This is a genomic window from Paenibacillus sp. FSL K6-2862 (assembly GCF_038005125.1).
Taxonomy (GTDB): domain Bacteria; phylum Bacillota; class Bacilli; order Paenibacillales; family Paenibacillaceae; genus Paenibacillus; species Paenibacillus illinoisensis_A.
Window position 1 is genome coordinate 1,382,748 of sequence record NZ_JBBOSN010000001.1, and the last position, 26,700, is coordinate 1,409,447.

General features: G+C 46.8%; 17 protein-coding genes. 10 read left to right on the plus strand and 7 right to left on the minus strand.

The window, feature by feature from the left end; all coding sequences use genetic code 11:
• Positions 1–352: 352 nt before the first annotated feature.
• The 5 genes from MHB82_RS06270 to MHB82_RS06290 all read left to right on the plus strand — a co-directional run bounded on the left by MHB82_RS06270 (position 353) and on the right by MHB82_RS06290 (position 10,256).
• Positions 353–1,315: a carbohydrate ABC transporter permease gene (locus MHB82_RS06270; RefSeq protein WP_095360662.1), complete on the plus strand. Its 963-nt coding sequence runs from the start codon at positions 353–355 to the stop codon at positions 1,313–1,315.
• Positions 1,312–2,133 (plus strand): carbohydrate ABC transporter permease, encoded by an 822-nt coding sequence (locus tag MHB82_RS06275; RefSeq protein WP_341174167.1) that lies wholly within the window; start codon positions 1,312–1,314, stop codon positions 2,131–2,133. The genes MHB82_RS06270 and MHB82_RS06275 overlap by 4 nt, the downstream gene beginning before the upstream one ends.
• A gap of 296 nt (positions 2,134–2,429) precedes the next feature.
• Positions 2,430–3,794 carry an ABC transporter substrate-binding protein gene (locus MHB82_RS06280; protein ID WP_341174168.1) on the plus strand — a complete coding sequence of 455 codons (1,365 nt, stop codon included), beginning with the start codon at positions 2,430–2,432 and terminating at the stop codon, positions 3,792–3,794.
• A gap of 514 nt (positions 3,795–4,308) precedes the next feature.
• Positions 4,309–9,831 carry an S-layer homology domain-containing protein gene (locus tag MHB82_RS06285; protein ID WP_341174169.1) on the plus strand — a complete coding sequence of 1,841 codons (5,523 nt, stop codon included), beginning with the start codon at positions 4,309–4,311 and terminating at the stop codon, positions 9,829–9,831.
• Between the two features lie 212 nt (positions 9,832–10,043).
• On the plus strand, positions 10,044–10,256 hold the full coding sequence (locus MHB82_RS06290; RefSeq protein WP_341174170.1) for an Imm17 family immunity protein: 213 nt from the start codon (positions 10,044–10,046) through the stop codon (positions 10,254–10,256).
• Positions 10,257–10,435: 179 nt separating this feature from the next.
• Here the strand turns inward: MHB82_RS06290 and MHB82_RS06295 are convergent, their stop codons facing one another.
• Positions 10,436–13,024, minus strand: coding sequence for a glycine betaine ABC transporter substrate-binding protein (locus MHB82_RS06295; protein WP_341174171.1), 2,589 nt, complete (start codon positions 13,022–13,024; stop codon positions 10,436–10,438).
• The gene (locus MHB82_RS06300; RefSeq protein WP_095289046.1) at positions 12,990–14,219 is read right to left on the minus strand and encodes a quaternary amine ABC transporter ATP-binding protein; all 1,230 of its coding nucleotides are present in this window, start codon (positions 14,217–14,219) and stop codon (positions 12,990–12,992) included. Before MHB82_RS06300 ends, MHB82_RS06295 begins: the two co-directional genes overlap by 35 nt.
• Before the next feature lie 494 nt (positions 14,220–14,713).
• Here MHB82_RS06300 and MHB82_RS06305 point away from each other — a divergent pair, with 494 nt between their 5' ends.
• Positions 14,714–15,289 carry a GbsR/MarR family transcriptional regulator gene (locus MHB82_RS06305; protein ID WP_095289047.1) on the plus strand — a complete coding sequence of 192 codons (576 nt, stop codon included), beginning with the start codon at positions 14,714–14,716 and terminating at the stop codon, positions 15,287–15,289.
• An 89-nt stretch (positions 15,290–15,378) separates the two neighbouring features.
• Here the strand turns inward: MHB82_RS06305 and MHB82_RS06310 are convergent, their stop codons facing one another.
• A complete protein-coding gene (locus tag MHB82_RS06310; protein WP_341174172.1) occupies positions 15,379–17,007 on the minus strand; it encodes a helix-turn-helix domain-containing protein in 1,629 nt (542 codons plus the stop codon).
• Between the two features lie 148 nt (positions 17,008–17,155).
• The gene (locus MHB82_RS06315; RefSeq protein ID WP_341174173.1) at positions 17,156–18,442 is read right to left on the minus strand and encodes a DUF5050 domain-containing protein; all 1,287 of its coding nucleotides are present in this window, start codon (positions 18,440–18,442) and stop codon (positions 17,156–17,158) included.
• A gap of 239 nt (positions 18,443–18,681) precedes the next feature.
• On the opposite strand from MHB82_RS06315, the gene MHB82_RS06320 reads away from it, so the two are divergent.
• Positions 18,682–19,692, plus strand: a complete 1,011-nt coding sequence (locus tag MHB82_RS06320; protein WP_341174174.1) for a Gfo/Idh/MocA family oxidoreductase — start codon at positions 18,682–18,684, stop codon at positions 19,690–19,692.
• 30 nt (positions 19,693–19,722) lie between these two features.
• Positions 19,723–20,709 (plus strand): Gfo/Idh/MocA family protein, encoded by a 987-nt coding sequence (locus tag MHB82_RS06325; protein WP_341174175.1) that lies wholly within the window; start codon positions 19,723–19,725, stop codon positions 20,707–20,709.
• Here the strand turns inward: MHB82_RS06325 and MHB82_RS06330 are convergent.
• The 3 genes from MHB82_RS06330 to MHB82_RS06340 form a co-directional block, all read right to left on the minus strand.
• Positions 20,706–21,512 carry a MurR/RpiR family transcriptional regulator gene (locus tag MHB82_RS06330; protein ID WP_341174176.1) on the minus strand — a complete coding sequence of 269 codons (807 nt, stop codon included), beginning with the start codon at positions 21,510–21,512 and terminating at the stop codon, positions 20,706–20,708. The two genes, MHB82_RS06325 and MHB82_RS06330, sit on opposite strands and share 4 nt — an antisense overlap.
• Before the next feature lie 108 nt (positions 21,513–21,620).
• Positions 21,621–22,454: an ABC transporter permease gene (locus MHB82_RS06335; RefSeq protein WP_341174177.1), complete on the minus strand. Its 834-nt coding sequence runs from the start codon at positions 22,452–22,454 to the stop codon at positions 21,621–21,623.
• A complete protein-coding gene (locus MHB82_RS06340; RefSeq protein ID WP_341174178.1) occupies positions 22,447–23,352 on the minus strand; it encodes an ABC transporter ATP-binding protein in 906 nt (301 codons plus the stop codon). Before MHB82_RS06340 ends, MHB82_RS06335 begins: the two co-directional genes overlap by 8 nt.
• Positions 23,353–23,802: 450 nt before the next feature.
• On the opposite strand from MHB82_RS06340, the gene MHB82_RS06345 reads away from it, so the two are divergent.
• Both MHB82_RS06345 and MHB82_RS06350 read left to right on the plus strand, forming a co-directional pair.
• Positions 23,803–25,638: an HSP90 family protein gene (locus tag MHB82_RS06345; RefSeq protein ID WP_095360651.1), complete on the plus strand. Its 1,836-nt coding sequence runs from the start codon at positions 23,803–23,805 to the stop codon at positions 25,636–25,638.
• Complete coding sequence (locus MHB82_RS06350; RefSeq protein WP_341174179.1) at positions 25,638–26,693, plus strand: hypothetical protein; 1,056 nt, start codon at positions 25,638–25,640, stop codon at positions 26,691–26,693. Before MHB82_RS06345 ends, MHB82_RS06350 begins: the two co-directional genes overlap by 1 nt.
• Positions 26,694–26,700: the final 7 nt, after the last annotated feature.

Here is a 26,700-nt window from a genome sequence, read left to right on the forward strand (position 1 = left end):
GATTAGCCAATGATCTTAACTAATCGACAAGTTCATTTGGACGTATTGTAGATTATTGTAAAAAAAGGATGGGAATATTACGGCATCCCCGTTTATATTTCGTTTACACAATGAACCGCAGCAATATCCCGGAAGGGGGATTGCTGCGGTTTTTTCGTTCGTTTATAAGCCTCCAACCTGTCGATCTGAATGCTCGCTCATATGGTAAAGTCCCTTGTCCACGATTAACGTTAAGTTGATTCTGAGTGAATCCTGCTGTGACATTCGACTTTTACACTAGATAACGTGGTGTTGATGAAGCTTAAGTTATATTCACACACCGAATGCATAGACCAAGGGGGAAGAAAATCCGATGAGTGAGCTTGACAACCGGATCAGCTTGCCCGCCGCCAGACGGCGCGTATCCAATACCAAAGAGCGCCGGACAGCTTCGCTGCGAGTGCAGCGGATGAGGGAGAATTTGCTGGCCTATGGTTTCCTGGCACCATCGCTGCTTTTGTTTGCAGTGTTTCTGTTTTACCCAATGTTCAAGTCTGTTTATCTGAGTTTGCATTCCACTGATCCTACCGGTCAAATCGCGGCTTATGTGGGACTGGACAACTTCAAGGCCGTGTTTCAGTCGGGACTGTTTTTGCAGGGAATGAAAGTAACGCTGCTGTTTGTCCTGTTCACCGTGCCAACCGGCATACTGGCTGCCCTAATTCTGGCCGCGCTGACTCACAATCGTTTCAAGGGCATGCGCTTGTTCCAGTTTGTGTTCTCTCTGCCTGTTGTATTATCGGTTGGTTCGTCGGCTGTCATCTGGAAGTTCCTGTTCCATCCGACTCTGGGCATGTTGAATTATCTGCTTAGCAAGGTGGGCATCGATCCAATCCCTTGGCTGACCAGTCCGGATTGGGCGCTAGTTTCCATTTCCATCATGACAATCTGGATGAATCTTGGATTCAATTACATTATCTTGTCCAGCGGATTGCAGGGCATCCCGGATGAGATCTATGAAAGTGCGAAGATTGATGGTGCAGGACCTCTGCTTACGTTTCGCAAAATCTCCATGCCACTCCTTTCACCAACGCTGTTTTTTGTTACAGTCGTTTCGATCATCGGAGCCTTCCAATCGTTTGGACAGATTAACATATTAACCCGTGGGGGCCCAATGGACAGTACCAATGTATTCGTCTATTCCATCTATCAGGAAGCCTTCGTGAATTTCCGCTTCGGAACGGGAAGTGCACAGGCACTCATCCTCTTCGCGGTCATTATGCTGCTAACCCTGATTCAGTTCAAGTGGGTGGAAAGGAAAGTGCATTACCAATGAGGACACCGTGGACGAAAACGCTATTGTATGCATTGCTTACCATCTGTGCGGCGCTAGTGCTGTATCCGGTGCTGTATACCTTTTTCATGGCCGTCATGACGCCTGAGGATGCCAGTGCCTATCCGCCGCATATCATTCCGAAGTCGATCGATTTATCTAACTTTACCGAAGTGTTTGATATCGTTCCCATCGGTTCCTTCATCGGAAATACATTTCTGGTTGCAGGTCTGACGATGCTTGGACAGCTGATAACAGCGAGTATGGCTGCGTATGCTTTTGCCAAAATGCAGTTTAAAGGGAAGAACATCATCTTCAGCATGTTCGTTGCAACGATGATGATCCCATGGGAAGTCACCATGATTCCCAATTATCTGACCATCCGCAGTTGGGGATGGCTGGATAGCTATCAAGGGCTCACTGTACCATTTTTGGCCACGGCATTCGGCACATTCCTGTTAAGACAGTTCTTTATGCAGCTGCCCAAGGAGCTATTTGAGGCGGCGAAGATTGATGGATGTGGTCATATCCGCTATTTTGTATCACATGTTCTGCCGCTATCCCGTCCTGCATTAGGAACGCTGGCGATCTATTCATTCCTGAATATGTACAACTCGTATCTGTGGCCACTGCTTGTAACCAACACACCAGAGATGAGAACGGTACAGATCGGAATTTCGATGCTGGAGTTCCAGGAATCCACAGCGTGGAACCTGGTGTTTGCCGGAACGGCACTAGTTATCCTGCCGTCGTTGTTGCTGCTCGTATTCGGCTTGAAACAGCTTGTCCGCGGTATGGCCGCAGGCGCACTGAAGGGCTAGTGGAGTGGAGTGAATATTTTGTGAATTCAGGTTGGCGGTTTTTGATACCCAGGAGCGAATAAATAAGGCGCACTCTTAAAATCATTTATTGGAGAAACTGCGAAAGTAGTGGAGGGGACGAAGTCGATTCTGAAGAAGCGAAGCGTTTGCGTTTAGCACCGAATTATCCCTCTAAAGAGTGGATAAAAAATCCGGGGATAACAGCAATCTGAAGAACGATTCGTGACCGCGACGGCCACCTTGCAGAATTCCCAAGATTGATTTTTGAAATGAGCCACAAAAAAAGGAGAGAGATTATGCGTTTGAAAAAAAGAGGGACATTTGCATTAATGCTGGCTGCACTCATGTTGGTTATTTCCGCCTGCGGAGGTAAAACAGAGACAAGCAGTCCGGTAAGTGGGGCTCAAGCGGATGCAGCAGCTGCTGAGCCGACTCAACTGACGTGGTGGCATTCCATGTCCGGAGCAGGGGAGAAAGCCATTAACCAGCTCGCTTCCGATTTCAATGCAAGTCATCCGGATATTCAGGTTAAAGCAATCTATCAAGGGAAATACGATGAGAGTCTAAACAAGCTAAAAGCATCCATGGGATCGGACAGCGGTCCGGACATCATCCAGGTATACGAGATCGGTAGCAAGTTTATGATCGATTCGGGCATGATCACACCAGTACAGAATTTTATCGACAAAGACAAGTTCGACCTGTCCCAACTGGAGCCCAATATCATCCGTTATTACACGATTGATGGCAAACTGAACGCCATGCCTTTCAACACTTCGAACCCGATTCTATACTACAACAAGGATATGTTTAAGGCAGCAGGTCTTGACCCAGAGAATCCGCCGAAGACGTATGAAGAGTTTGAACAAGCGGCGAAAGCGCTGGCGAAAGACGGCAAGCCGGGTGCATCCATGGCCATCTACGGCTGGTTCATGGAGCAGTTCTTCGCAAACCAGAATGCAGATTATGTAAACAATGGTAACGGAAGAGATGGCGCTGCGACGGAATCTCTCTTAAATTCCGAAGCGGGCGTGAAGACGCTGACATGGTGGAAAAAGATGATTGATGAGAAGACACTCTCCAATCTGGGGCGCAGCACAGACGATACAACGGCGGCATTTACCGCAGAGCAAATCGGTATGACACTGGATTCCACCGCTGGATTGCGCAAAATTGTAGAAGGTGCTGGTGGCAAATTTGAACTGGGAACAGGCTTCTTGCCTCGTCCGGCAGATGCCAATGAAGGCGGCGTGGTTGTTGGTGGTGCAAGCCTGTACATCATGAACAATAAATCGGAAGCACAGCAGCAAGCTGCTTGGGAATTCATTAAGTACTTGGCGACACCTGAAGTGCAAGCCAACTGGAGTGTTGCGACAGGATACTTCCCAATTACGACAGCAGCCTACGATCAGCAAGTATTAAAGGATAATATGGCGAAGTACCCGCAATTCCAGACAGCAGTCGACCAATTGCACGCTTCCGCTGATTCGACAGCAACATCCGGGGCTGTAATGGGCGTATTCCCTGAGGCTCGACAACTTGTCGAAACGGCGATTGAGACGGTACTAAACGGACAAGGTACACCGCAGGAAGCACTCGATGCAGCTGCGAAACAAATTACAGACAAGATTGCACAGTATAACAGTACAGTGAAGAAATAAGAAAAGTTTAGTAATCCAACGGAATCATCCGTTAGGTACAGTATCGAAGTATTATATAACAACACAGCGTATGCGGCGCTCTTGATGGAACGTCGCATCGTTTTGCTGTGTCTAAAAGCATGATCAAGATTCGGCTTAACACTTCTTTAAAATTAAAACGTTATCAGTTTATGTCGAGGAAAATATTCAATTGAAACATTATGTGAGAATACCTAACTTAAATTAGTCAAGTGCGCATGGTTTATTGATTGTTTAGAGTCAAAAAGTCACGTTTTTTATCAAAACGTGGTCCTATAATTAATTTTAAAACACTATTTATTAAAACTGTGTAAAGTATATGTACTAATTTATATCAAATTACAAGAATTTGGTTTACATCATAAAGGAGTTCAGTTATCTTATATTTGAACCAATGTACAAGCTCTTTGAACAAATGATTGCAAATTCGAAACATGGGGGTAGGAAAAGGATGCATAGTAAGCAAATAAGGAGTTGGCTCAGATTATTCTTAGCCATGGTACTGCTGATCACAGGGGCTGTTCCGGTTGGGTTATTTAACAGCAAGGCAGCTGCTGCGGACGAGCCGTTAACGGTTGCTCAGTCACTTGACCGTAACAACGATGGATCAATTGCATCTGTAGAGGGGTATGTTGTCGGTTTTTATTCCAGTAAATCTTCTGTACAAATGAATTCTCCGTTCAGTGGTGATACAAATTTTGCAATCGCTGATAACCCTTCGGAGACCAATATTGCTAACATGATGCCAGTTCAACTTCCCAATGTTACGTCTGTTCGAGACATTTTTGGTTTATCAAGGAACCCTCAAGCTATTGGCAAGAAAGTCAGGGTAAGCAACGCTAAACTAGAGAAATACTTTGAAATTCGGGGAATAAAATATATTGATTCCACTTCCACCACCTTCCAACTGATTGATGAGACACCTGAAACCAAAGTGGCAAACGTTACCGCTAATCCCTCCTCAGGTACGGTTCCAGCTGGAACAAAGGTTACTCTTGCAACAACCACAGTTGGTGCCGCAGTCTACTACAAGCAAAATGAAGACACTGACTATCTCCCATACACCGTTCCTATTACAGTAAATGATGCAACTTATATTGAAACCTATGCAGCAAAAGACGGTCTGGAAAATAGTGATGTTACCAATTTCGATTATACGATCGTGGATAATACGCCAATCTCAATCTCCAGTGCCAGGAACCAATCGGAGAACACCCCGGTTACCGTTCAAGGGATTGTGACCTACCGCGAAGAGTCTGGAGGTATGGCCAATCTCTATATTCAGGATGAGAATGCCGGAATCGTCGTTCGCGGAACGGATTCCACAGTAGAGCCGGGAGACCGTATTGAAGCGTATGGCCCACTCACAATTTATAACGGTTTACTTCAGATAGAGAAAGACAAGGGCGGGTTCCCAGGCGGTTACATCAAAATTCTGGACAAGAATCAAGATATTCCTGCACCGATCACTCTGACATCCAAAGACTTCATGCCGGCTGAGGGCGGAGGCAAGGGTGCAGGCGGTATTTTTGAGGGGATGCTTGTCGAAGTGAATGAAGTCACAGTGACAAGAAGCAGCAGTTCTACCTTTTATGCGACAGATGCCGATGGTGCAGAAATCACGATCTATGCGAAGAATAGCCCAACGGCACTGGAAGCAGGCAAAACATACGAAAAAGTGACAGGTGTCATGACGTATCACACAAGCTATGGCCTTGAGCTGATTCCACGTACAGCAGCAGATGTTGTCGAAAATTTGCTCTCCGTAACAGCCAGTGCCCCGTCCGGTGGTATTGTCAAAGGATCAACTGTGACCTTATCCTCACCAACAGCAGGAGCAGAAATTTATTACACGGTTGATGGAACAGAACCAACCCAAACATCTACACTTTATAGTGGCCCGATCACAGTAGACGAAGATACGGTTGTTAAAGCGATCGCCGTATCAGGCGGTAATACAAGTGATGTATATAGCTTTAAGTACACCGTTCTTCAGGAACTGGACAACCTGAGAATTCACGATATACAAGGAGCATCTCATGAATCCCTGTATGATGGTCTGGCGGTCCAAAATGTTGAAGGTATCGTGACTCATGTTGTCAATGCAAGTTCGTTCTATATGCAGGAGATTCCTGGCATGGAAGATGACGACGTAAAAACATCTGAGGGTATCCTTATTTATAAATCCTCTCATGGCATGGCGGTAGGCAACAAAGTCAGCGTATCCGGTCAAGTGAAGGAATATGCGACAGCAACGACCGAACTGGCAACAACTGAAATTGTGGCTGCAGCGATTACGGTTGAAGGTGAAAATCAGACACTGCCTGAACCTGTTATCCTTGGGAAGAATGGCCGTATAATTCCTACCGTAATTGATTCGGATCAGTTTGGTGAGTTTAATCCGGATGTGGATGCAATCGACTTTTATGAGAGTTTGGAAGGCATGAGAGTGCAGCTTGATCAAGCCACGATTATCGGTCCGTATTCCAGTGAACCAGGACTGGCAGTCGTAGTAGATAATGGTGAAAACAATCCGTTACGAACGCCTGCAGGAGGCGTCATTCTGACAGGAGATGGGGCGGAACCATTCGAGAGCTCCCTGAATCCACAGCGGCTGTTTATCAATAAAAAGCCTTCTCAGGCCGTTAAAACGGGGGACAAGCTCGCTGATTCTGTCAAAGGTGTGATGACTTACGCTAACGGCAATTATAAGGTAGCTCCGGAAGGGGATTTGCCGGCAATTATTTCGAGTGACCTTAAACAGGCAACAACGGTAATTGAGCAAGCTGATGATAAACTGACGATTGCAACTTTCAATGTGGAGAATTTCAGCCAGAAGGATGCTGCAAGAGCAGTGAAAATCGGTAGTATTGTGGTTAACAACCTCAAGAATCCTGATGTTATTGGTATCATGGAAGTGCAGGATAACGATGGAGCAACCGACAGCGGAACAACTGCTGCGGATGCGAGCTTCCAGACTTTAATTGATGCAATTGCTAATAATGGTGGTCCTACTTATAAGTACACGGATATTGCTCCGATAAACAATTTGGATGGTGGTGCTCCGGGTGCCAACATTCGTGTAGGATTCCTGTACAACGAGGCGCGAGTTTCTTTGAAAGAAGGAACTAAGGGGGATGCTACAACAGCAATCCAAGTCGAATCGGATGGAACGCTGTCCCTGAATCCAGGGCGTATTGATCCAACAAACGATGCATTTGCCAGCTCACGTAAACCTCTAGCAGCTGAATTTGAATTTAATGGAGAACGAGTAGTCGTGATTGCGAATCACCTGAATTCCAAAGGTGGCGATCTGAAGCCTTACGGTAGTATTCAGCCTGCGACACGAAGCAGTGAAATTCAGCGTGCTAGACAGGCAACCGCAGTGAATGGTTTTGTAAAAGAACTCTTAGATGAAGATCCTAACGTTAATGTAGCTGTACTTGGGGATTTTAATGACTTCCAGTTCTCCAAGACTTTGAATATTATTGAAGGCAATGAACTGGACAATCTGGTGAATAAGCTGCCAGAAAATAAACGTTATTCCTACATTTATGACGGTAATTCTCAAACACTGGACCACATTTTGGTGAGCAAAAATCTGTCTGAGACGGCAGCCATTGAAGTGGTGCATGTGAATGCGGATTTTGAAACAGCGGATGGACGCGTCAGTGACCATGATCCACTGCTTGCACAATTGAGCATTGGCAGCAGTGAAGAAGAGGGCGACTTCAACCTTCGTGTATTGCACACGAATGACACGCACGCGCACTTGGATAACATTCCGCGCCGCGTAACGGCGATCAAAGAAACACGCAACGATAACACCTTGGTGCTGGATGCCGGGGACGTATTCTCTGGAACCTTGTATTTCAATCTGTTCAATGGTCAAGCGGATCTGGAATTCATGAATATGATCGGATATGACGCAATGACCTTTGGTAACCACGAGTTTGATAAAGGGACTGGCGTGCTGAAGCAATTCATTGAGCAAGCGGAATTCCCATTCGTAAGTGCCAATATCGACTTTACGAAGGATGCCAACTTGGGCAGCTTATACAAAGATACCATTGGTCAACCGGCTGAGAATGCTGAGATCTATCCGGCTATCATTACGGAAGTGGATGGCGAGAAGGTCGGGATCTTCGGCTTAACGACGACAGATACCGTATCCCTGTCCTCACCGGGAGATGATCTGAAGTTCGAGAATTACATTGCAAGTGCACAGGCAACCGTTGCCATGCTGGAGCAAGAAGGCATTAACAAAATTATTGCATTGACTCATCTGGGGTATTCGGAAGACCTGAAGCTGGCAGAAGCTGTGAAAGGCATCGACATTGTAGTGGGTGGTCACTCCCATACGATTCTAAGCGAGCCCGTTGAGGTCAATACTCACACAAACCCAACTTTAGTTGTCCAAACGGGAGAATATGATGTGTCCCTGGGTCAACTGGATGTCACGTTTGATGCAGAAGGTGTGTTGAAAACGTGGAACGGCAAATTGCTGAGCCTGGATGCAAAGGATTCCGCGGGTAAATATGTATATCAAGATGACCCGGCAGCAAAAGCCAAGCTGGCAGAATATGCACCACTGCTGGAAGATTTCAAGAAGGAAGTTATCGGCAAAACGAACGTATTGCTCGATGGAGAACGTGGTAACGTGCGTAAGCAGGAAACCAACCTGGGTAACCTCATGACAGATGGTATGCTGGAAAAAGTAAAATCCATCGTTAAGGAAAACGACGTCAAAGGATATGTGGCCATCCAAAACGGCGGCGGTATCCGGGCATCGTTCCAGAAAGGTGACATTACGTTGGGCGATCTGCTCACCGTTATGCCATTCGGTAACAATCTGTCTGCACTGAAAATGACAGGTAAGGAAATTACAGCTGCTCTCGAAAATGGTGTGAGCGGTGTGGAAACAGGAGAAGGACGCTTCCCGCAAGTATCGGGCATGCGCTTCTACTATGATTCCACCAAACCGGGCGAGAAAATTGATTCTGCGACCAATACCGTGACGCAAGAAGGTCAACGCGTAGTGAAAGTGCAAATCAAAAATGCGGATGATACGTACACGGATATTGATCCAATCGGATATTATATCGTGGCAACGAACTCCTTTATGGCGAATGGGGGAGATTTCTACCGCTCCATGAGAACAGCGAAGGATGCCAACCGATTCTACGAACTCAACCTGGTAGACTATGAGGTCTTCCATGAGCATCTGGATCGAGTGGGTGTAGTCAATCAGACAACAGAAGGGCGCAGTACAGATCTGAAAGGATCTCCGCTTCCAGGTGACGGAAATGGAAGCAATCCTGGGAATGGCGGTGGCAACAATGGCAGCAATCCGGGCAGTGGCAATAGTGGTGGAGGCACAACGACACCAACACCGGTAACGCCAACCAATCCGACCACTCCAACGACACCAACAACGCCATCAGTTCCGGGGAATGGAAATGGTGGAACGACAACACCGAATCCGGGCGTCATTCTGAAGGATATCGATAATCACTGGGCAGCAGCTGCAATCGAGCAGGCCATTTCCCGGGGAATTGTGAACGGATATGCAGACGGTAATTTCCGTCCTAATGCTTCGGCTACACGTGCTGAATTTGCAGTAATGCTTGCAAGAGCATTCGAACTTCCAGCCAGCAGCAAAGCATTAACGTTCAAGGATGCTAATAAAATCCCGGCGTGGGCACAATCGTTTATAGCTCAGGCGGTTGAGCAAGGCATTATCAGCGGATACACCGATGAGACATTCCGTGCATCAGGCAAAGTATCACGTGTGGAAATGACCGTAATGCTGGTAAGAGCGCTGGGACTTCCGATCGAATCCAATGCAACGTTAAGCTTCACAGATGCAAATCAAGTTCCGGCATGGGCAGTTCCTTACATTGCAGCAGCATATGAAGCCGGATTGATTAAGGGAACAGGCAATAACATGTTTAATCCGCTTGCGAATGCAACCCGTGCAGAAGTGGTGACGCTGTTGTTGTCGGCAAGTGAGCTATAACTGGAATCCGTATTAAAGAAATGATGCTCCGCAATCAGAAACAGGTCAGGTTTGTTCAAATCCCTACAAATCTCAAAAGAGTGTAACTTCTAGCACTCGATTAAACGGCTTGCAGATCATAATCTGTAAGCCGTTTTTTTACTATTTAATTACTGTTCATTTTCACCAGGAGCGAGTATAGTATACAGGATTATATTGGAAGGAGTGATGATATGCAGGATCAACCGATCTTGCTTGCATTGGTTGCCATAATCGCAGGGATTTTCAGCATATTGGGCGGTATGAAAAATTGGGATTGGTTCATGAATACCTTTCAGGCAGGACTTTTCGTGAAAACGATTGGGCGACAGGCAGCGAGGGTAGTGTATGGCGTTTTGGGTGTAGTGCTCATTACAATTGGTGTGTTATTGTTACTTATCGGATAAGCTAGTTGTTTAGTTCAAAGTATACCTACATAGCTCCATTAGAAGTACATCTCATATGAGATCTAGCCTTAAATGAAATCAGCTTGCTCAAATTTCCAGAAAAAGCAGCAAATAAAAAAGACCACCGAAAATTTCGGTGGTCTTTTTACCATATTCAGGTTTAACCATCTCAAAATGGTTTAATTATCTTTTAAATCTTCAACTGAGTCGATATCCATGTAAGTTGGAACAACCAGACCTTGTTTTACGCCAGTCATGCTGACCGCTATATCTTCGATCTGGTCTCCATAGGTCTCCCAGTAATCCCCGTGTGTAAGCGGGAGCCAAACGGCTGGAGATGCATCGATATCACCTGCTGCCAAGCCTGCCCACATCGGTCCGGCTTCAACTTGCAGTGCTTTGACTGTATAGCCAAGTTTCGTCTCAAGCACATATTTCAGCAGAGTCGTACTTGCGATTTCCGAGTCCCATGCAACATAACCAAGACGCAAGTTGTCTCCTTTAACAGGGGTTAAACCTTTGGTCCATTCTTCAATTTGGTCCGGATGCTTTTCTGCATAAGATTTGGCAGCTTTTTCAGGGGAAACACCCTTTTGAATATCGACCATGATCTCACTCATTTGATCTGCAGTCCAATTAAAACGAGAGAAGAATTCATAGGCAACGGGATGATCTTCTTTTATCCCTTTACGTCCTACAGTATGAACTTCTTCGGCATCACCGAAAATTAAATCGGGATCATCCAGATACTTCAGATCATACTGATTGAACATCCAGTGCGGAGTCCAGCCTGTAACGATGATTGGCTCTTTATTTTTATAGGCCTTGTCCAGCGAAGCAGTCATCGCTGCTCCGGAGCCTTCAATCAGGTTCCAGTTGGACAATTCATAATTTTCAATGGCATTTTTGGTGGCCTTCATAAGACCTGCACCTGGGTCGATCCCAACAATCTGGTGATTAACTTCCTCTCCAACGTTAGCATTAGCCGTTGGCGCGGAGGAAGCAGCACCGGTTTCCAGATCCTCAATCGAATTCACGTCCGTCATGTATGCAGGAACAACGAGACCGGTACGTACACCTGTCATGTTGGCTCCGAGATCATCCACCTGGTCTTTGTAACGTTCCCAGTAGTCAGCGTGAGTAAGTGGCAGCCAAGCTGCTGGAGAAGCATCTACGTCGCCTGAAGCAACCCCGGTCCACATCGGTCCGGCTTCGACTTGCAGAGCATTAACTTTATAACCCAGTTTGTTTTCCATCACATATTTCAGCAGGTTGGTACTTGCGATTTCGGAATCCCAAGCCACATAGCTAAGTTTGAATGCATCACCGTTCACTGGTGTCAGACCTTTGGTCCACTCAGCAATCTGATCTGCATGTTTCTCAGCATATGCTTTAGCTGCTTCTTCCGGGGATGTGCCATCCTGAATAGCAGTCATCATTTCACCCATTTGATCCGATGTCCATTGGAAACGGGACAGGAATTCGTAGGCAACAGGGTGATCTTTTTTCAGACCTTTACGAGCGATGGTATGAATTTCTTCCGCATCACCGAAAGATTTCTCAGGGTCTTCCAGATATTTCAGATCATATTTGTTGAACATCCAGTGCGGAGTCCAACCTGTAATAATGATTGGTTCCTCATTTTTGATCGCTTTGTCCAGCGTAGCCGTCATGGCTGCACCAGAACCTTCAATAAGAGTCCAGTCAGTCAGTTTATAGTCTTCGATCGCTTTGGCAGCGGACTTCATGATACCAGCCCCTGGATCGATACCAATAATCTGATAATTGACTTCTTCACCTACAGCATTGGCTGCTGTGTTGTTACCGCCGGCAGAAGTAGTCCCGCCCGTGAAGTATTGGGAGAAACCTGCAACCAGCACCACGAGTGTAGCTGCTGCGGTAATCCACGCTTTTTGTTTAGAAGATATACGAGAGGTCTTCTTCCGACCAGGCATAAACAGATTTTGCGTGAAACGGTCGAGTACAATCGCGAGTACCACGACAGCCAGACCTGCTTCGAAACCTTTACCAATCTGAAGCTGCGTTACCGCACGATAGACTTCTGCACCAATACCCTGTGCACCGATCATGGATGCAATGACAACCATGGAGAGCGACAGCATAATCGTTTGGTTGATACCCGACATGACGGTAGGCAAGGCGAGTGGAAGCTGTACTTTAAACAGCTTTTGCATGGAAGTCGAACCAAATGCATCCGCGGCTTCAACCAGTTCGCCAGAAACCTGTTTGATCCCCAGATGAGTCAGACGAATGGTTGGCGGAATCGCGAAGATAACGGAGGCGATAACACCTGGAACAACACCAAGACTAAAGAATGTAACCGCAGGCAGCAAGTAGACAAATGCAGGCATTGTCTGCATAAAGTCAAGCAGCGGTGTAATAATGCGTGCTGCAGTTTTGCTGTATGCCAGCCAGATACCGACCGGAACACCAATCAGAATGGAGATTAGTCCTGAAGTGATAACCAGACCGAGTGTGTCCATAGATTGGGACCAGTATCCCAAGTTATCCACGAGCAAGAATCCGATAACCGTAAATAGTGTCAATGGGAGGCGACCCACGATGAACGCTAGAACACCCAGTATCGCAATAAACAGGAGCGGATGGGGGAGCATAAATAGCCCTGAGAAAAATCCAACAACTTCCTGAATAACAACAGAGATTACATTAAACAATCCGGAGAGCGAGGAGCTCATCCAGTCAACGATGGATTCAATCCACGATGCTAGTGGTATTTTGGGAATCATTCACAAGTTCCTCCTTTACTGCAACTTCACCGCTAAGCGCACCCAGAAGGGCACCGCGGACGATAACACCTTGCAGACGGCCATTCTCACCTACAACAGCGAGAGGCACATGGGCTGAACTTACCATTTCGAACAATTCATGAATCAGGGTCTCAGGCGCCACAGTCGGCCCGTCCGTGATCAGAATGTCGTTCAACACTTTATTTTCACGCATCGCACGGGACGCATCATCTGCTGTAATGACACCAAGCAATTTCTTCGAACGGTCAATGACAAACAGGTTGGAAATACCACGTTCGCGCATTAATTCGAGGGCAACACGAGGACCACGGTCAAGCGTAATTGTTTCAGGGCGCCGCATAACATGTGATGCAGTGAGGACTTTGGACAAATCCACGTCTTCGACGAAGCGGGCCACATAAGAGTTGGCCGGTTGAATCATAATTTCTTCCGGAGTACCGATCTGCACGACAGCGCCGTCCTTCATGAGGGCAATACGATCACCGATGCGCAGCGCTTCGTCCAAGTCATGGGTAATGAAAATAATCGTCTTTTTCATTTTATCCTGAAGCTCAATCAGTTCATCCTGCATATCCCGGCGGATCAGTGGATCTAGTGCACTGAACGCTTCATCCATCAAAAGTACTTCCGGGTCATTAGCTAGCGCACGAGCCAAGCCGACACGCTGCTGCATACCACCACTCAGTTCATCTGGCATCTTATCTTCCCAGCCTTTAAGGCCAACCAGTTCAAGTGAGGTTTTCGCTTTTTCCCGGCGAACAGCTTTGTCCACCTTTTGGACTTCAAGTCCATACTCCACATTATCAAGAACGGTACGGTGCGGGAACAACGCAAATTTTTGGAATACCATGCTGATTGTTTTCCGACGTACTTCGCGCAATTGTTCTTTGTTCATTTTACGTAGATCCTTGCCATGAACGAGAATCTCACCGGATGTTGGTTCGATCAGTCGATTGAACATTCGAACCAGTGTGGATTTACCACTTCCTGAAAGTCCCATGATGACAAAAATCTCACCTTGCTTAATTTCCATGTTGACCCGGTTGACACCAACCGTTATCTGTTTTTCTTTGGCCAACTTTTCTTTTCCCCAACCTTGCTCCAGTAATTGCAGACCTTGCTCGGTTTGGGGGCCAAACAGTTTACTTACATTTTTCACTTCAAGTATGGTCATGTTTTCACCCCTTCTGATGTGTTGTGCACTTCGAACGGCTTTCAGCATCCACAAGCCCATACACTTGTGCGCCCAGCCACGAAATCCGGTAATTGTTGCTTCGCTTCCCGTCTTTCTGGGTAACGTTTTGTATTGTATCAATACTTAACCAGTATATCAACTGAATAAACAGTACATAATGTTTGTACAGTAAAAACTGTACAAAGTTTTCCGTCCGAATGCTCTCTTTTACTCCTTATTCTGCCTAATAAGGCTGCTTTACATTTGATATTGCTTTTCCTACAATAGACAATGAGCTAATTTAAGCTGTTTTTTGGTTAAAGATAGTCGTAGGCAGATGCAACCTGGTAAGGTTCCATTTTCATACATTGGGTGAATGAAAGCCCTCTGGCGTATAGGATGTCCGGCCGGATGCTTTCCCATGTAAGCAGGATCTTGTATGGTTGCAATTATTTGTGCCAAGACTGGGAATGTTCAGAATGGAGGTTGCAAGCATGGGCTTGGACCATTTACAAGAAGAACAGCAGGCAACCGTTCTTAGAATCCGTAAACGCGTCATTGAAGCTATCGGACGTAATATGGATCTATACGGCGTTACGCTGTCCACGGGACACTTATATGGATTGCTTTTTTTTGCAGACAAACCAATGACCCTTGACGATATGGGCCGGGAAATGGAAATGAGCAAAACGAGCATGAGTACCGGTGTACGTACACTGCTGGATCTGAAGATGGTAAATAAAGTATGGAGCAAGGGCTCCCGCAAAGACCTATATGAAGTGGAGTATGACTGGCATCAGACGTTTACGGATTATTTTGCGATTAAATGGAGAAAAGCTGTGGAGAGTAACCTTCAGGTGCTGCGCAAGTCCGTTGAGGAGCTGAATCGTTTGATTAAGGACCTGGACGAGCAAGCAGATGCCGAACTTCTTCACATTCTAAAGGTAGACAAAAATAAAGTGTTGCAGGCGGAAGCATATTACAAATGGCTGGACCGACTGATCGACACCATGGAAGATGAAGAAATTTATAAACTGGTTCCGCGAGAAGAGATTCAAGATAACTCTTAAGCAGAACCCAAAAGGCGCTCTCCTATTGGAGGCGCCTTTTTGCTGTGTATTATAATGAAGAAAAAAATCAGATTTCATTCCAATATGCATTAGAATTGCCCGATCAGCCCGGCATGAGAGAGGGCCGAGTGCTGTTCTGCAAGGTGTACAAGTTCATCCATGATCCGGTGTCGTCCTGAAGGTGTCCAGCTCATCATCAGCCAACTTGAAATATCATGTACATTGCCACCAAGTACAGCAGGCGAACGATTCCATGAAGACGTCTGTTTTAATCGCCGCAGCAGTTTTTCACTGGCTGGATGCATGGAAAGACGATGAATGAACAAGTGATCCGTATCCAGCAAAGGAATGCGCTCAGCAGGATAATCCACCCACTGGTGTTCTGGCGGAGCAATCTGTGCTGGTTGCAGCCCCAACTCGGTATACAACAAATCACTCAGGGGATGATTGATCGTTCCCTGAAGCCGGATCATCGGAGGCTTAACCTCCACAAGTGTAACCCGTTCATGGTCAAAAAAATGTTGCAGACGTTTGCCCACATCCAGCGTTCTGAATTCAAGCTGTTTGAAATGATCCAAGGCTTGTTTTTCCCGTCCAACCAGCTCGGCCATACGGGAATGAATTTGTTTCCAGTCCTGAACAGGTTCAAGGAGGACGGTTGGCGCAATACTTTTCAGTTTATCGTAATAGGGTTCATGATGTGTGTCGGCAATAATCAGATCAGGCTTGGATTGGCGAAGCTTGTTGAGTTGCAATGTGAGCTTATGCTGGTGTTCGTTCTCGCTCAGTTCCTGATCTGTGAACCCGTTTAGCGTCGCAATCGCTTCTAGCCCTAGGGAAGACAAGTTATGTTCCAGGCCCGAAACGGAAGCCGTTGCGACTCGTAATTGTTCTCTCTTCATATATATACTGGGTGAGATACCGACAGCTTGTTTAAATTTGCGATTAAAATAATACTCATTGCCATAACCTACAGATTCAGCGACATCTTTGATGGAACATGGATACTGCTGCAATTGTTGTTTGGCTTCTTCAATCCGCAGTCGATTCAGGTAATCTGTTGGTGACATGTCTTTGGCCTTCTTGAAGCTGCGGGAGTATGAGCTCGGAGTCAGGCCGGCGATCTTGGCCAGCTGGTCCATACTTATGCCTTCACCCATGAATCGGTGCATATACATAATGCTTCGCTCCAGTGCAGGGTCGACTTTCTCATGATTGGCTTCTAGACGATTCTCGGAAATGTACTGCAACAATTCGTGGAGCTGCGTGTGTATATTAATAAAATGTTCCTGCTGAACGCCCTGATAGGCTGTATATAATTGTTCCATGCGCGCGACCATCTGCTGCTCATGACGAACAGGCATAGGACCCGTTGACCATTGGAAGGGTAGGCAGGGATCAGAAATCATCTTCCATTCACCACGTACTTGCTTCAACTGGACCGTGTTCATCGATAGGAGAATACATTCCGTAATACCGGAGCGGGAGGCAGCCTCAATCGTGGTCCCCTTTTCCAGTACAAATAGTTGATGGGCATGGGCTTTATGTATTTGATCATTAAGAATCAGGACACCTTCTCCTTGCAAAACAAGACACAGCATAGGCCGGGAAACCGTCTTGGCATGCACACGGAAATTCTCTCCACGGCGTACGCGGCACATGGAAGAGAGGAGTGGTAGAGTTGACGTTTCAGAAATGAAGGGAAGCTGTTCATTCATACGGACCATCCTTTTGTCTCATTTTATTAATGATAACAATTATCATTCTCATATGGAAGACGTTTTTCAAAAATAGTTGTGAACATATAAAAAAGAGGATACCCGGAGCCGCAGGGCTGCAAGGTAATCCTCTTTATCTTGTATAGGCTTAGTTTGGTGTTACCAACAGAATGTCGTCCAGGAATACTTCGCTTAACGCTTTATTACCTGAGCCATTCGCCTGGATATGATACAAACGATAGAGGTCTTTCGCGTTAATGTAGAAAATGCCTGGTACATCATCTCTGAAATGGAAGGTGTCCCATTCATCCCCGACCAATTTGGTTACTTTGAGCGTCGAACTTACGGCGTAGAGGCCATTGTCGCTAGAGATGTAGGCTAGTGTTGCTGTGCCATTGGTCAGCTGATCCCCAACGTAATTGACATTAGTCAAATTTAGATTGGTCGTTTTGGTGACCTTGCTGCCAGATACGGTTTTTGCATACGCCTTTTTGTCTGCATCAATGATAACTGCCTTGTCTGTGCCAAGTGCACTTACTTCTCGGATGCTTTTGCTATGGAGCTGGAATGTCTTGCCTGAAGTCGTAAGGGCAAAAGCTTTGCCTGTTGCGTAGTTGTAATCCTTGTTGCTGTCCAGGCTGATTCCTTTGTTATACACGTAAAACGAGCTGCTCCAGCCACCGGAATATACTGCATTCACGTCCAGCTTGGCTTTTGAATTTACAGCACTTGCCTTGCCTGTACTGTAGTTCACGGTGTACATGACCACAGCATTGGTGGAATAGTAGGTTTCATAAGGATTGGTGTTAACCATCAGTTGCAGTTTGTTTTTTGCCGGATTCATAAAATAAGTGCTTTCCACTGCGCCTTCTGCAATCCGTTGTACGGTTCCACTGCCATTTGTAGCTTTGGAGACGATCCAGGTATTGCCGTTAACGAGGGCGTTGTAATAAACGCGGCCCTTAATGACAGCGAGAAGCGGGAAATCCGTATCTGCTTTGTCTGCGATTTTTTTAACGGAAGTTGGCTCACCATCACCACTCGCACGATAGATCGAACCTTTGGAATCCATGTAATATATGAATCCGTTATCCGTATCGTAACGCAGAACGTCGGTTGCAAACGTCTCGGGGGTATCGCGCGATCCGTCATTGGGGACCCGAAGCAGTGTTGTGGAAGTTTCAGTTGCAGTGTAGTAGAGGTGAGAACCTGCTGCTACAAGGTCAACGCCCTGAAAATCAAGTAAAACTTCAGTCGTATTGCTGCCATCCCCGGATACTTTGTACAATACACCGTCCGAATCGTAATACACAGTAGATTGATTGAGGGAAGCTGCCTGCGCTGCATTACCTCCACCCAATATTGCTGCAGTGATCAGTGTAAACAACAGGAAAGTACTGATCTTGCGCTGCATGCCTGTAAACCATTTGCTCATGTCTCCATCGACACCCTTCATCCATATGTATGTAGTTCATTTCTTAAATTATATCGGTAAACTAGGGAAAAATTGTTATATCTCAGCTGCCCGATGCCCACATTTTGAAATTGAATTTCACGCTATCCCAAGCCTTGAATCCATTTTCGAATGTTGCGGCCATTCCTTCTCCAAAGCATTCACCACGAGTCTGCTGCATGATAACATTGCGCTTAACCAAAGTAGAGGAGTGATCCCATATGTTGAAGATCGCTATCATTGGATTTGGAAATGCCGTAGTGAATTATCATCTGCCTTATCTGGAGGGAAGAGAGCAGATCCAGGTGAAGACAATCTATCGACGTGAGGAAGACCGGGTGGGTGACACGGAACGAGAAAGCTATTACCCGGAGATTGCGTTTACTACAGTTCTTAATGATATACTGCATGATCCGGATATCGAACTGATTGTTGTTGCGACTCATGTGGACAGTCATGTTGAATACGCCAAATTGGCATTGGAACATGGCAAACATGTTTTGGTCGAGAAGCCGTTTGCCTCAACTTCGGCTGAAGCCAAGGAGATTTTTGAACTGGCAGAACGTAAACATCTTATCGCGATGGCGAACCAGAACCGGAGGTATGACGGGGACTTTCTTACTTTGAAAAAAGTGATCGAGAGCGGCAAGCTGGGCAATATTGTGGAGATCCAGTCCCACTATGATTATTTTCATCCGCAGTACACTCCCAAAGGGTTTGGGTTATTGCATGGCCTGGCCGTGCATACGATTGATCAGCTAATCTCGTTATATGGTGAAGCAGACCGGATTGACTATGATGTCCGAAGTCTGGTGGCGCCTGGGGAATCGGATGACTACATTGATATTGATTTCCGGTACGGTAGGATGAAAGCAACCATGAAGTGTAGCCTGCTTGTCAAAATCGAACATCCGAAATTTATCATACACGGAGACCGGGGCAGTTTTGTGAAGTACAGCAGTGGTCATCAATCGAAAAACGGAGCCGGACCAACATCGGTATCCTATGACATTGAACCCGAAACGAATTGGGGCACTTTGAGTTATGTGGATGAAAAAGGGGAATCCCATACGGAGAACGTACCGTCTGAAGTGACCGACTACGGCATGTTATATGAGAAATTGCTTGAGGCTATCCGTCATCACGGCGAGAAGCCGGTCAAGGATCATGAAATATTATATGTACTGGATATTTTGCATCATGGAGTCGAAGCTGCGAAAAAGGCTAGATGAATGGATATAAAGAAGAGGAGTGGAACAATGATGAATATAGCAACGATTGGGACAGGCTTTATTGTGGATGCCATTTTATCGGCAATCAGCGAAGTGGATGGAGTGAAATGTACAACCATTTATTCTCGAAAAAGGGAAACAGCAGAGCCGCTTGCAGACAAATATGGAGTGCAGACCATCTACACGGATCTGAACGAACTCTATGCTGACCCGAATGTGGACTTTATTTACATCGCATCACCCAACAGCATGCATTATGAGCAGGCCTATCAGGCGCTTCAACATGGCAAGCATGTCGTCTGTGAAAAACCATTTACATCAACGGCATTGGAAGCCCAAACGCTGATTGAGCTGGCCCGGGAAAATAATCTGTTCCTGTTTGAGGCGATCTCAAATATCCATCTTCCTAATTACAACAAGGTGAAGGAGCAGCTGTCCAAACTGGGGAATATTCGGTTCATTCAGTGCAATTACAGCCAGTATTCAAGTAAATACAATCAGCTGCTTGCCGGGGAGACACCAAATGTATTTAATCCCGAATTCTCCGGTGGTGCACTGATGGACATCAACATCTACAACCTTCATTTTGTCATGAAGATGTTTGGCAGCCCACAAACCATATCCTATACGGCCAACCGACACGTCAATGGAATTGATACATCAGGGGTGGTGGTTCTAAAGTATCCCGAATTTATTGCGGAGTGTGTGGGATGCAAAGATACCAGCAGCATGAATTTTGTCCTGATCCAGGGAGAGAAGGGGTATATTCAAGTTGTGGGAGGAGCTAACGGGTGTCAGGAAATTAAGGTCCAGATTGGGCAGGATCCCTTGGAGATCATCAATGTGCAGGCACAGTCAAACTGGCTTTATTACGAATGGGAAGCCTTCAGAAATATCTATAACAATAAGGATTACACAAAATGTTATGAGCTCCTCAGCCACAGTCAATCTGTGATGAACATATTGGCAGAAGCGCGCAAGGATGCGGGGATTGTCTTTGCCGCTGATCGGGTTTAATAGCTGTCACGAATGCTGCTCATGTACAGGATATCGAAGATATAAAGTACAGAAACCATAGAGGACATTTTGGAAAGCCTCATTTGTTCATTGTAGCCATAGCTGAGCAGAGTTTCGGTAGATTGTCTGGACAAGCTGGAATGGTTATTGCCGGTGATCGCAATGACGTTCATGTTTTTCACGTTCAGAATTTTGGCGACATCAACCATCGACTGATTCTCCCCGGTATGTGAAATGACGAAGGAAAGTGTGGATACATTGGGGTTCATCGTGTTCAGATAATGCATATTCGGACTGTTGTGTGCGATAGCGGAGATGCCCAGTTCATTCCACTTGGTGCAGGCCTGCTGTGCAAGATAGTAGTTCATACCACTGCCGTAGATATCAATCCGGCCGGATTCCTTCACCCAATTGGCGATTCGCTGCAACACAGAAACGTTCAGCAGACAGCGTGTTTCCTCCAATGCCTGATGATAAAGGTAAGGCACGGAATCCATCGCGGAACGTACATCCTCCAGTTCGGTAAAGGGATGATCCGCAGGTGGAAGCGTGGCAGGAGCCCGCTGATAATCGAGGGCAAGCTTTAATTGAAAGTCTGGGTACCCTTGGGTACCCAGCTTTTTGCATAAACGGACAATGGTTGATGAGCTTGTATAGGTGGCTTGAGCCAGTTCATGAGCCGTAGATTCAAAAACAACTTCGGGATTGTTCAGAATGTGGTCCACAATATGCTTCTCCTGTGCCGTTAGTTGCTGTGCATATTTCATTTTCTGAAGCAGACTGTATTCCATCGTTCGTTCCATTCCTCTCTACGGTCATCCCTAAGTGCATGTCTCCCTATCATAACCTGTCGTTTTTGTTTTCTCAATCGGGCCGCCATATGAATGGATACACTCTTGCTGTCACCATGATCAGATCTGACTCTCAGCCAGCTGCTGGCGACTATTCCAGAGCGCAACCAGACGAAGCAGGACCAGGCTGATGAGCAGAAGCGCAGCTCCAATCAGCAGCAGCAATACCGGGCTAATAAGCAGCATTCCACTTGCCTGACCAGCAATTAGTGCCAGCAGAGGAATAACGATAAGTCCTCCCAGCTGATAAGCTTCCTGAAATCCACGAACTTTGGCGGAGATCAACACATTGAGCAGGATGACCATAAGACTGCATGACGGAACCACCCACAGAACAAGAATGATCCAATTCCAATTTGGGAACATCAAGGCTTCGAACATGGGGTACATCAGAATATTGGCAATGATCCCATAGATGAGAAAGGTAATCCAGGACAGCAGTATGGAAGGTATAAGAGCAGCCAGTACTTTGCCTTTAAACAGGGTATCCATGCTGATGGGTGTGAAGAGAAGACCTTCGAGCGTCTTGCGTTCCTTCTCCCCGGCGAAACTGTTCGCTGTCAGAATGCTGGAGGCCATCACCGGAATGATCAGAAACAGCGGTGCGAACATATATAAGGCCAGATAATAGACAATGCGATGATTGTCTGTAGCCATGGAGGCCAGTTCCGGGATCTGTCCTGAGCTGCTTAAGATATCGAGACTGTCGAGCAGGAATCCGATATTTCCGATGGAACGAAGTTCAACTCGGGAAGCGAGCCATATGAGTATGGCAGGCATGGTAACCCCGATAATGAGCGGAACGATCAGCATGGGAAGCCATAGCTGAATGCTGGCTGTAATGGCCCGAATATCTTTGCGTACCAGTGCTTTGATGGCTTGACGATTATTCATGATGGTGTGCCTCCCTGATGGCAAAATAGATGCTTTCCAGATCACTGCCGATTAGGCGAGCCTGATAGACTTGTCCGTTGGTGGTTAAATGTTTGAGCAGCATGGGGATTTCCTCACGGGACTGGAGCTGGAAAATGGCCTTGTCCGCCGAGAGGATCTCCGGATTAAACTCAGCAGCCGCACTCCATCCATCAGCCAGGACAGCCTCTACCTCAAGCCGTGGTGCAGTGAGATAACGATGGATAATCTCCTGCTCCGAGCCTTCTTCAACCTTGCGTCCCTTTTCCATGAAAATATATCGATCACATACGGCTGAGAGTTGGGACAGGACGTGAGAAGAGACCAGAATGGTCATGTTCTCCTCACGGTTCATCCGGCGAATGATCCGGAGTACCATCTGAATCCCATCGGGGTCCAGGCCATTGGTCGGCTCATCCAGAAATAGAATGGACGGGCGATGAAGCAGAACTCGGGCAAGGCCGAGCCGTTTCTTCATGCCTGTGCTGTAGGTGCCCACTTTGCGGTGCTGATACTCCTGTAATTCGAACAGCTCTACCAGCTCGTCAATTCGTCTGGAATGCTGCTGTACACCAAAAGCATCTGCGAAGAAAACGAGATTGTCGCGTCCGCTCATATTTTCATACATCCCACTCTGTTCCGTGAGTGTGCCGCACATGGCCAGCACCTTCTCTGCATGGGTGGAGGGATCCAGTCCGTCAATCGTTACGGATCCGCTTGTTGCCCCAAGGACACCGTTCATAATGCGGATCAGTGTCGTTTTGCCTGAGCCGTTGGGGCCAATTAATCCGGTAACGCCGCCTTGCTCAATCGTGAAGCTGACATCATGCAGGGCCTGGTGCTCCATGAATTGTTTGGATATGCTGCGAACTTCAATCATATGCTTTCACCATCCGTTCTCCATTTGAAGATGATACGTTTAGCAGGACAATATCGTTCAAATGGAATGCAAAAAATATTATTCGGTCCAAAGTCCCACGGAGAAAAGGGCATTTCCGCCCTAAAGTCCGGGAAAATCGGGTCTCAGGTTTGTTTTCTCATTCTCTTGTTCATTGTATTGTGGTAAAAAGGATGCAACATCCCGTTTCATTGCCAGCCATAATGAGGTAATAAAAGGGAAGGCCTTATACATATGATGTATGCCTGAATATTCATCTAACGCCGGTCTTGGTTACCACCAGGGCCGGCTTGGCGTGGTCGTTTGGCAATTTCAGGTTTGAAATGCCGATGTCTTAGAGTTACATAGTTGTTATTTTATAATTCGTCTAACACATTGTATGTACACATATGAAGTTGAAGTTGTGTTGGACCAGAGGAAGGTGAGTAAACAATGGCAGCATCCAATGAATATCGTTTTCAGGTCAATTTGAGTGGCATGATTCAGATATTATCGAATCATCTCTATAGCAGTCCCAAAGTTTTCTTGCGTGAGCTGATGCAGAACGCGACCGATGCCATTACAGCACGAAGTGAGGCAGAGCCCGGGTTTCAAGGTGAAGTGCGCGTAGAGCTGACAGGCACAGGTGAGCAGTTAACGATGATGGTGGAGGATAACGGCATCGGCTTAACCGAAGCCGATATTCACGAATTTCTGGCGATGATCGGACAATCCTCGAAGCGTGGGCAGCAAGCCCTGCTGGATGGAGAGACTTCTTTTATCGGACGATTTGGGATCGGGCTGTTGTCCTGCTTCATGGTGAGCAATGAGATCGTCATGCTGACCCAATCGGCGAAGGGAGGACCTTCGATGGAATGGCGCGGCAAGCCGGATGGAACCTATACCATTCGCCAGCTTGAGACCCAGTTATCCCCGGGGACCAAAGTGTATTTGCGCTGTACGCCGGATGCCGCCCATTATTTTGAACCGGAATATGTGAAGGAAGCTTTGTTCTATTATGGGGCCTTGTTACCTTATCCCGTGACGCTTCAGAGCGAAGGTGTACAGGACATCGTCAATGCCGATTCGCCTGTGTGGCTTACGCAGCCGGAACTTGCCAAAGGGCGCAAAGCGGAGGTGCTAGCATTTGGTGGGCGCCTGCTTGGAGAGACATTTGAAGATTTCATCCCACTGACGACAGCTTCCGGGCGTACCGGAGGGATTGCATTTGTGCTTCCACATGCCGTTAATTTGAATGCCAAGCGTTCTCACAGGGTGTATCTGAAGCGGATGCTGATCTCGGAGAAGGCAGAGAATATTTTGCCGGATTGGGCTTTCTTTGTGAAATGTCTGATCTGGACCGATGAGCTTCAACCAACGGCTTCGCGTGAACATTTTTATGAAAATGAAAAGCTGGAAGAAGTACGCTCCGAACTTGGCGATGCCCTCCGGCAAGGACTGTCTGATATGGCGGAGAACCAGACAGAGCGTCTGAAGAAGCTCATACGTCTGCATGCACTCTCCATGAAGGCACTGGCTGTGCAGGATCAGGATTTTTATGCCATGATCTATCGCTGGCTGCCATTTGAGAGCACACGGGGCCACCGGGAATTGGGAGAGTTAATGGCTGAAGGAGAGACGTTATACTTCACGACTACGGTGGATGAGTATCGTCAGATTCACCATGTCGCGTCTGCGCAATCCCTGCTCGTTATTAATGGCGGATACATCTATGACAACGAATTGATGGCGACTCTGCCACTAGCGGTACAAAATGTGCATACAGAGCGACTTCAGCCGGATCAGGTTTCGCTTAGCTTCACGGATGTACCTCCAGCCCAGCGCAATGATTATTATGATGCGCTGCGTCTGGCGGATTCGGCACTTCAGCGCTTTCGCTGCCGTGCCGAGGTAAAGGGGTTCAAACCGGAAGACCTGCCTGTACTGTTCACGCTATCGCAGGAATCTTCGACGCTTCGGGCATTGGAAAAGGCGAGTGAGGAGAGTACAGAACTGTTCTCTTCCGTACTGGGCTCATTATCTGCGGGTATCAACTCTGCTGGCTACTCCACCTTGTATCTGAATGTAAATAATCCAATCATTCAGCGCGTGTTAACGACACCAGATAGCCAAATGACGCCGATCGCCGTTGAGATGCTCTATGTGAATGCGCTGATGATGGGCCACTATGCCATGAACCGGCAGGAACTTGAGGTGCTGAATCAAGGCATCGTTCGTTTTATTGATTGGGGTTTACGCGCAAATACGGATCGTAAGGGGGATGTCTGATGAAGACAGAGATGGATTTCGAGGAATTGATGGACGAGGCCTATGGCTTGCCTAACGGTACAGCGAAACTAGGTATGCTTGAAGAAGCAGCCAGAGTGGCCGACGTAAATGGCATGGAGGAAGAGGCATACGAAGCACGATCCGAGATTGTGGAAACAGCCACGTTCTGCGGATATCCCATGAAAGCACTTATCGCTTTTTCCTGGCAGCTCGGCAAGTTTGATCAGCAGCCTGAGCGCTATGATGAAGAGACATTAATGTGGTCGTACAAATGGATTCTGGGCGAACTCTCCAGTTTCCCCGAGGTCTCTCGCGATAAGATGATGGAGCTGCTGGAGGACTTTGGACGACGTTTCAAATCCTTTGGCTATAGTGAGCGTTCATACTGGTATTACCGTTTCCGCATATTCATGGATCTTGGTGATCTGGAGGAAGCAGGAAGCAGTTATGCCAAGTTCAAAATAATGGACCGTGACTTTATGAGTGATTGTGAAGCTTGCGAACAGGATGAAATCATGCGTTACTGGATTCTAAAGGGAGACGATGAGCAGGTTCTGGAGGCGGCCAAACCGATCTTGAAGGGACGTATGAGCTGCGCTGAAATCCCACACCTGACGTTATCCGAAGTCCTGATGCCGCTATACCGTCTCGGACGGATTGATGAAGCGAACAAGCATCAGCAGAAGGGTTACCGGATGATCAAGGGCCAAAATGATTTTGTACAGAGCTTTGCAGAACAAATGGATTATCTGGCAAGAACCAACCCGTCGAAGGGAATTGATGTATTGGAAGAAAGTCTGGTACTGGCCGCCGATCATGAAGATCCATTTGCCAAAATGATGTTCTACGCCAGAGCAGCTCAGCTGCTGCGCCGCTGGGCAGAGGAATCGCCAGGATACCGATTGCGCCTTCCTGCTTCTTTCCCGTATGAAGGAGACCCTGGAGACCTGCGCGCATTGGCTGATTATTTTGAGGAATATGCTAAGGTGGCTGCAGAGAAATACGATCAACGGAATGGCAATCATCATGTCTCTTCGTTGCTCTCCGAAGTGTAACATAATA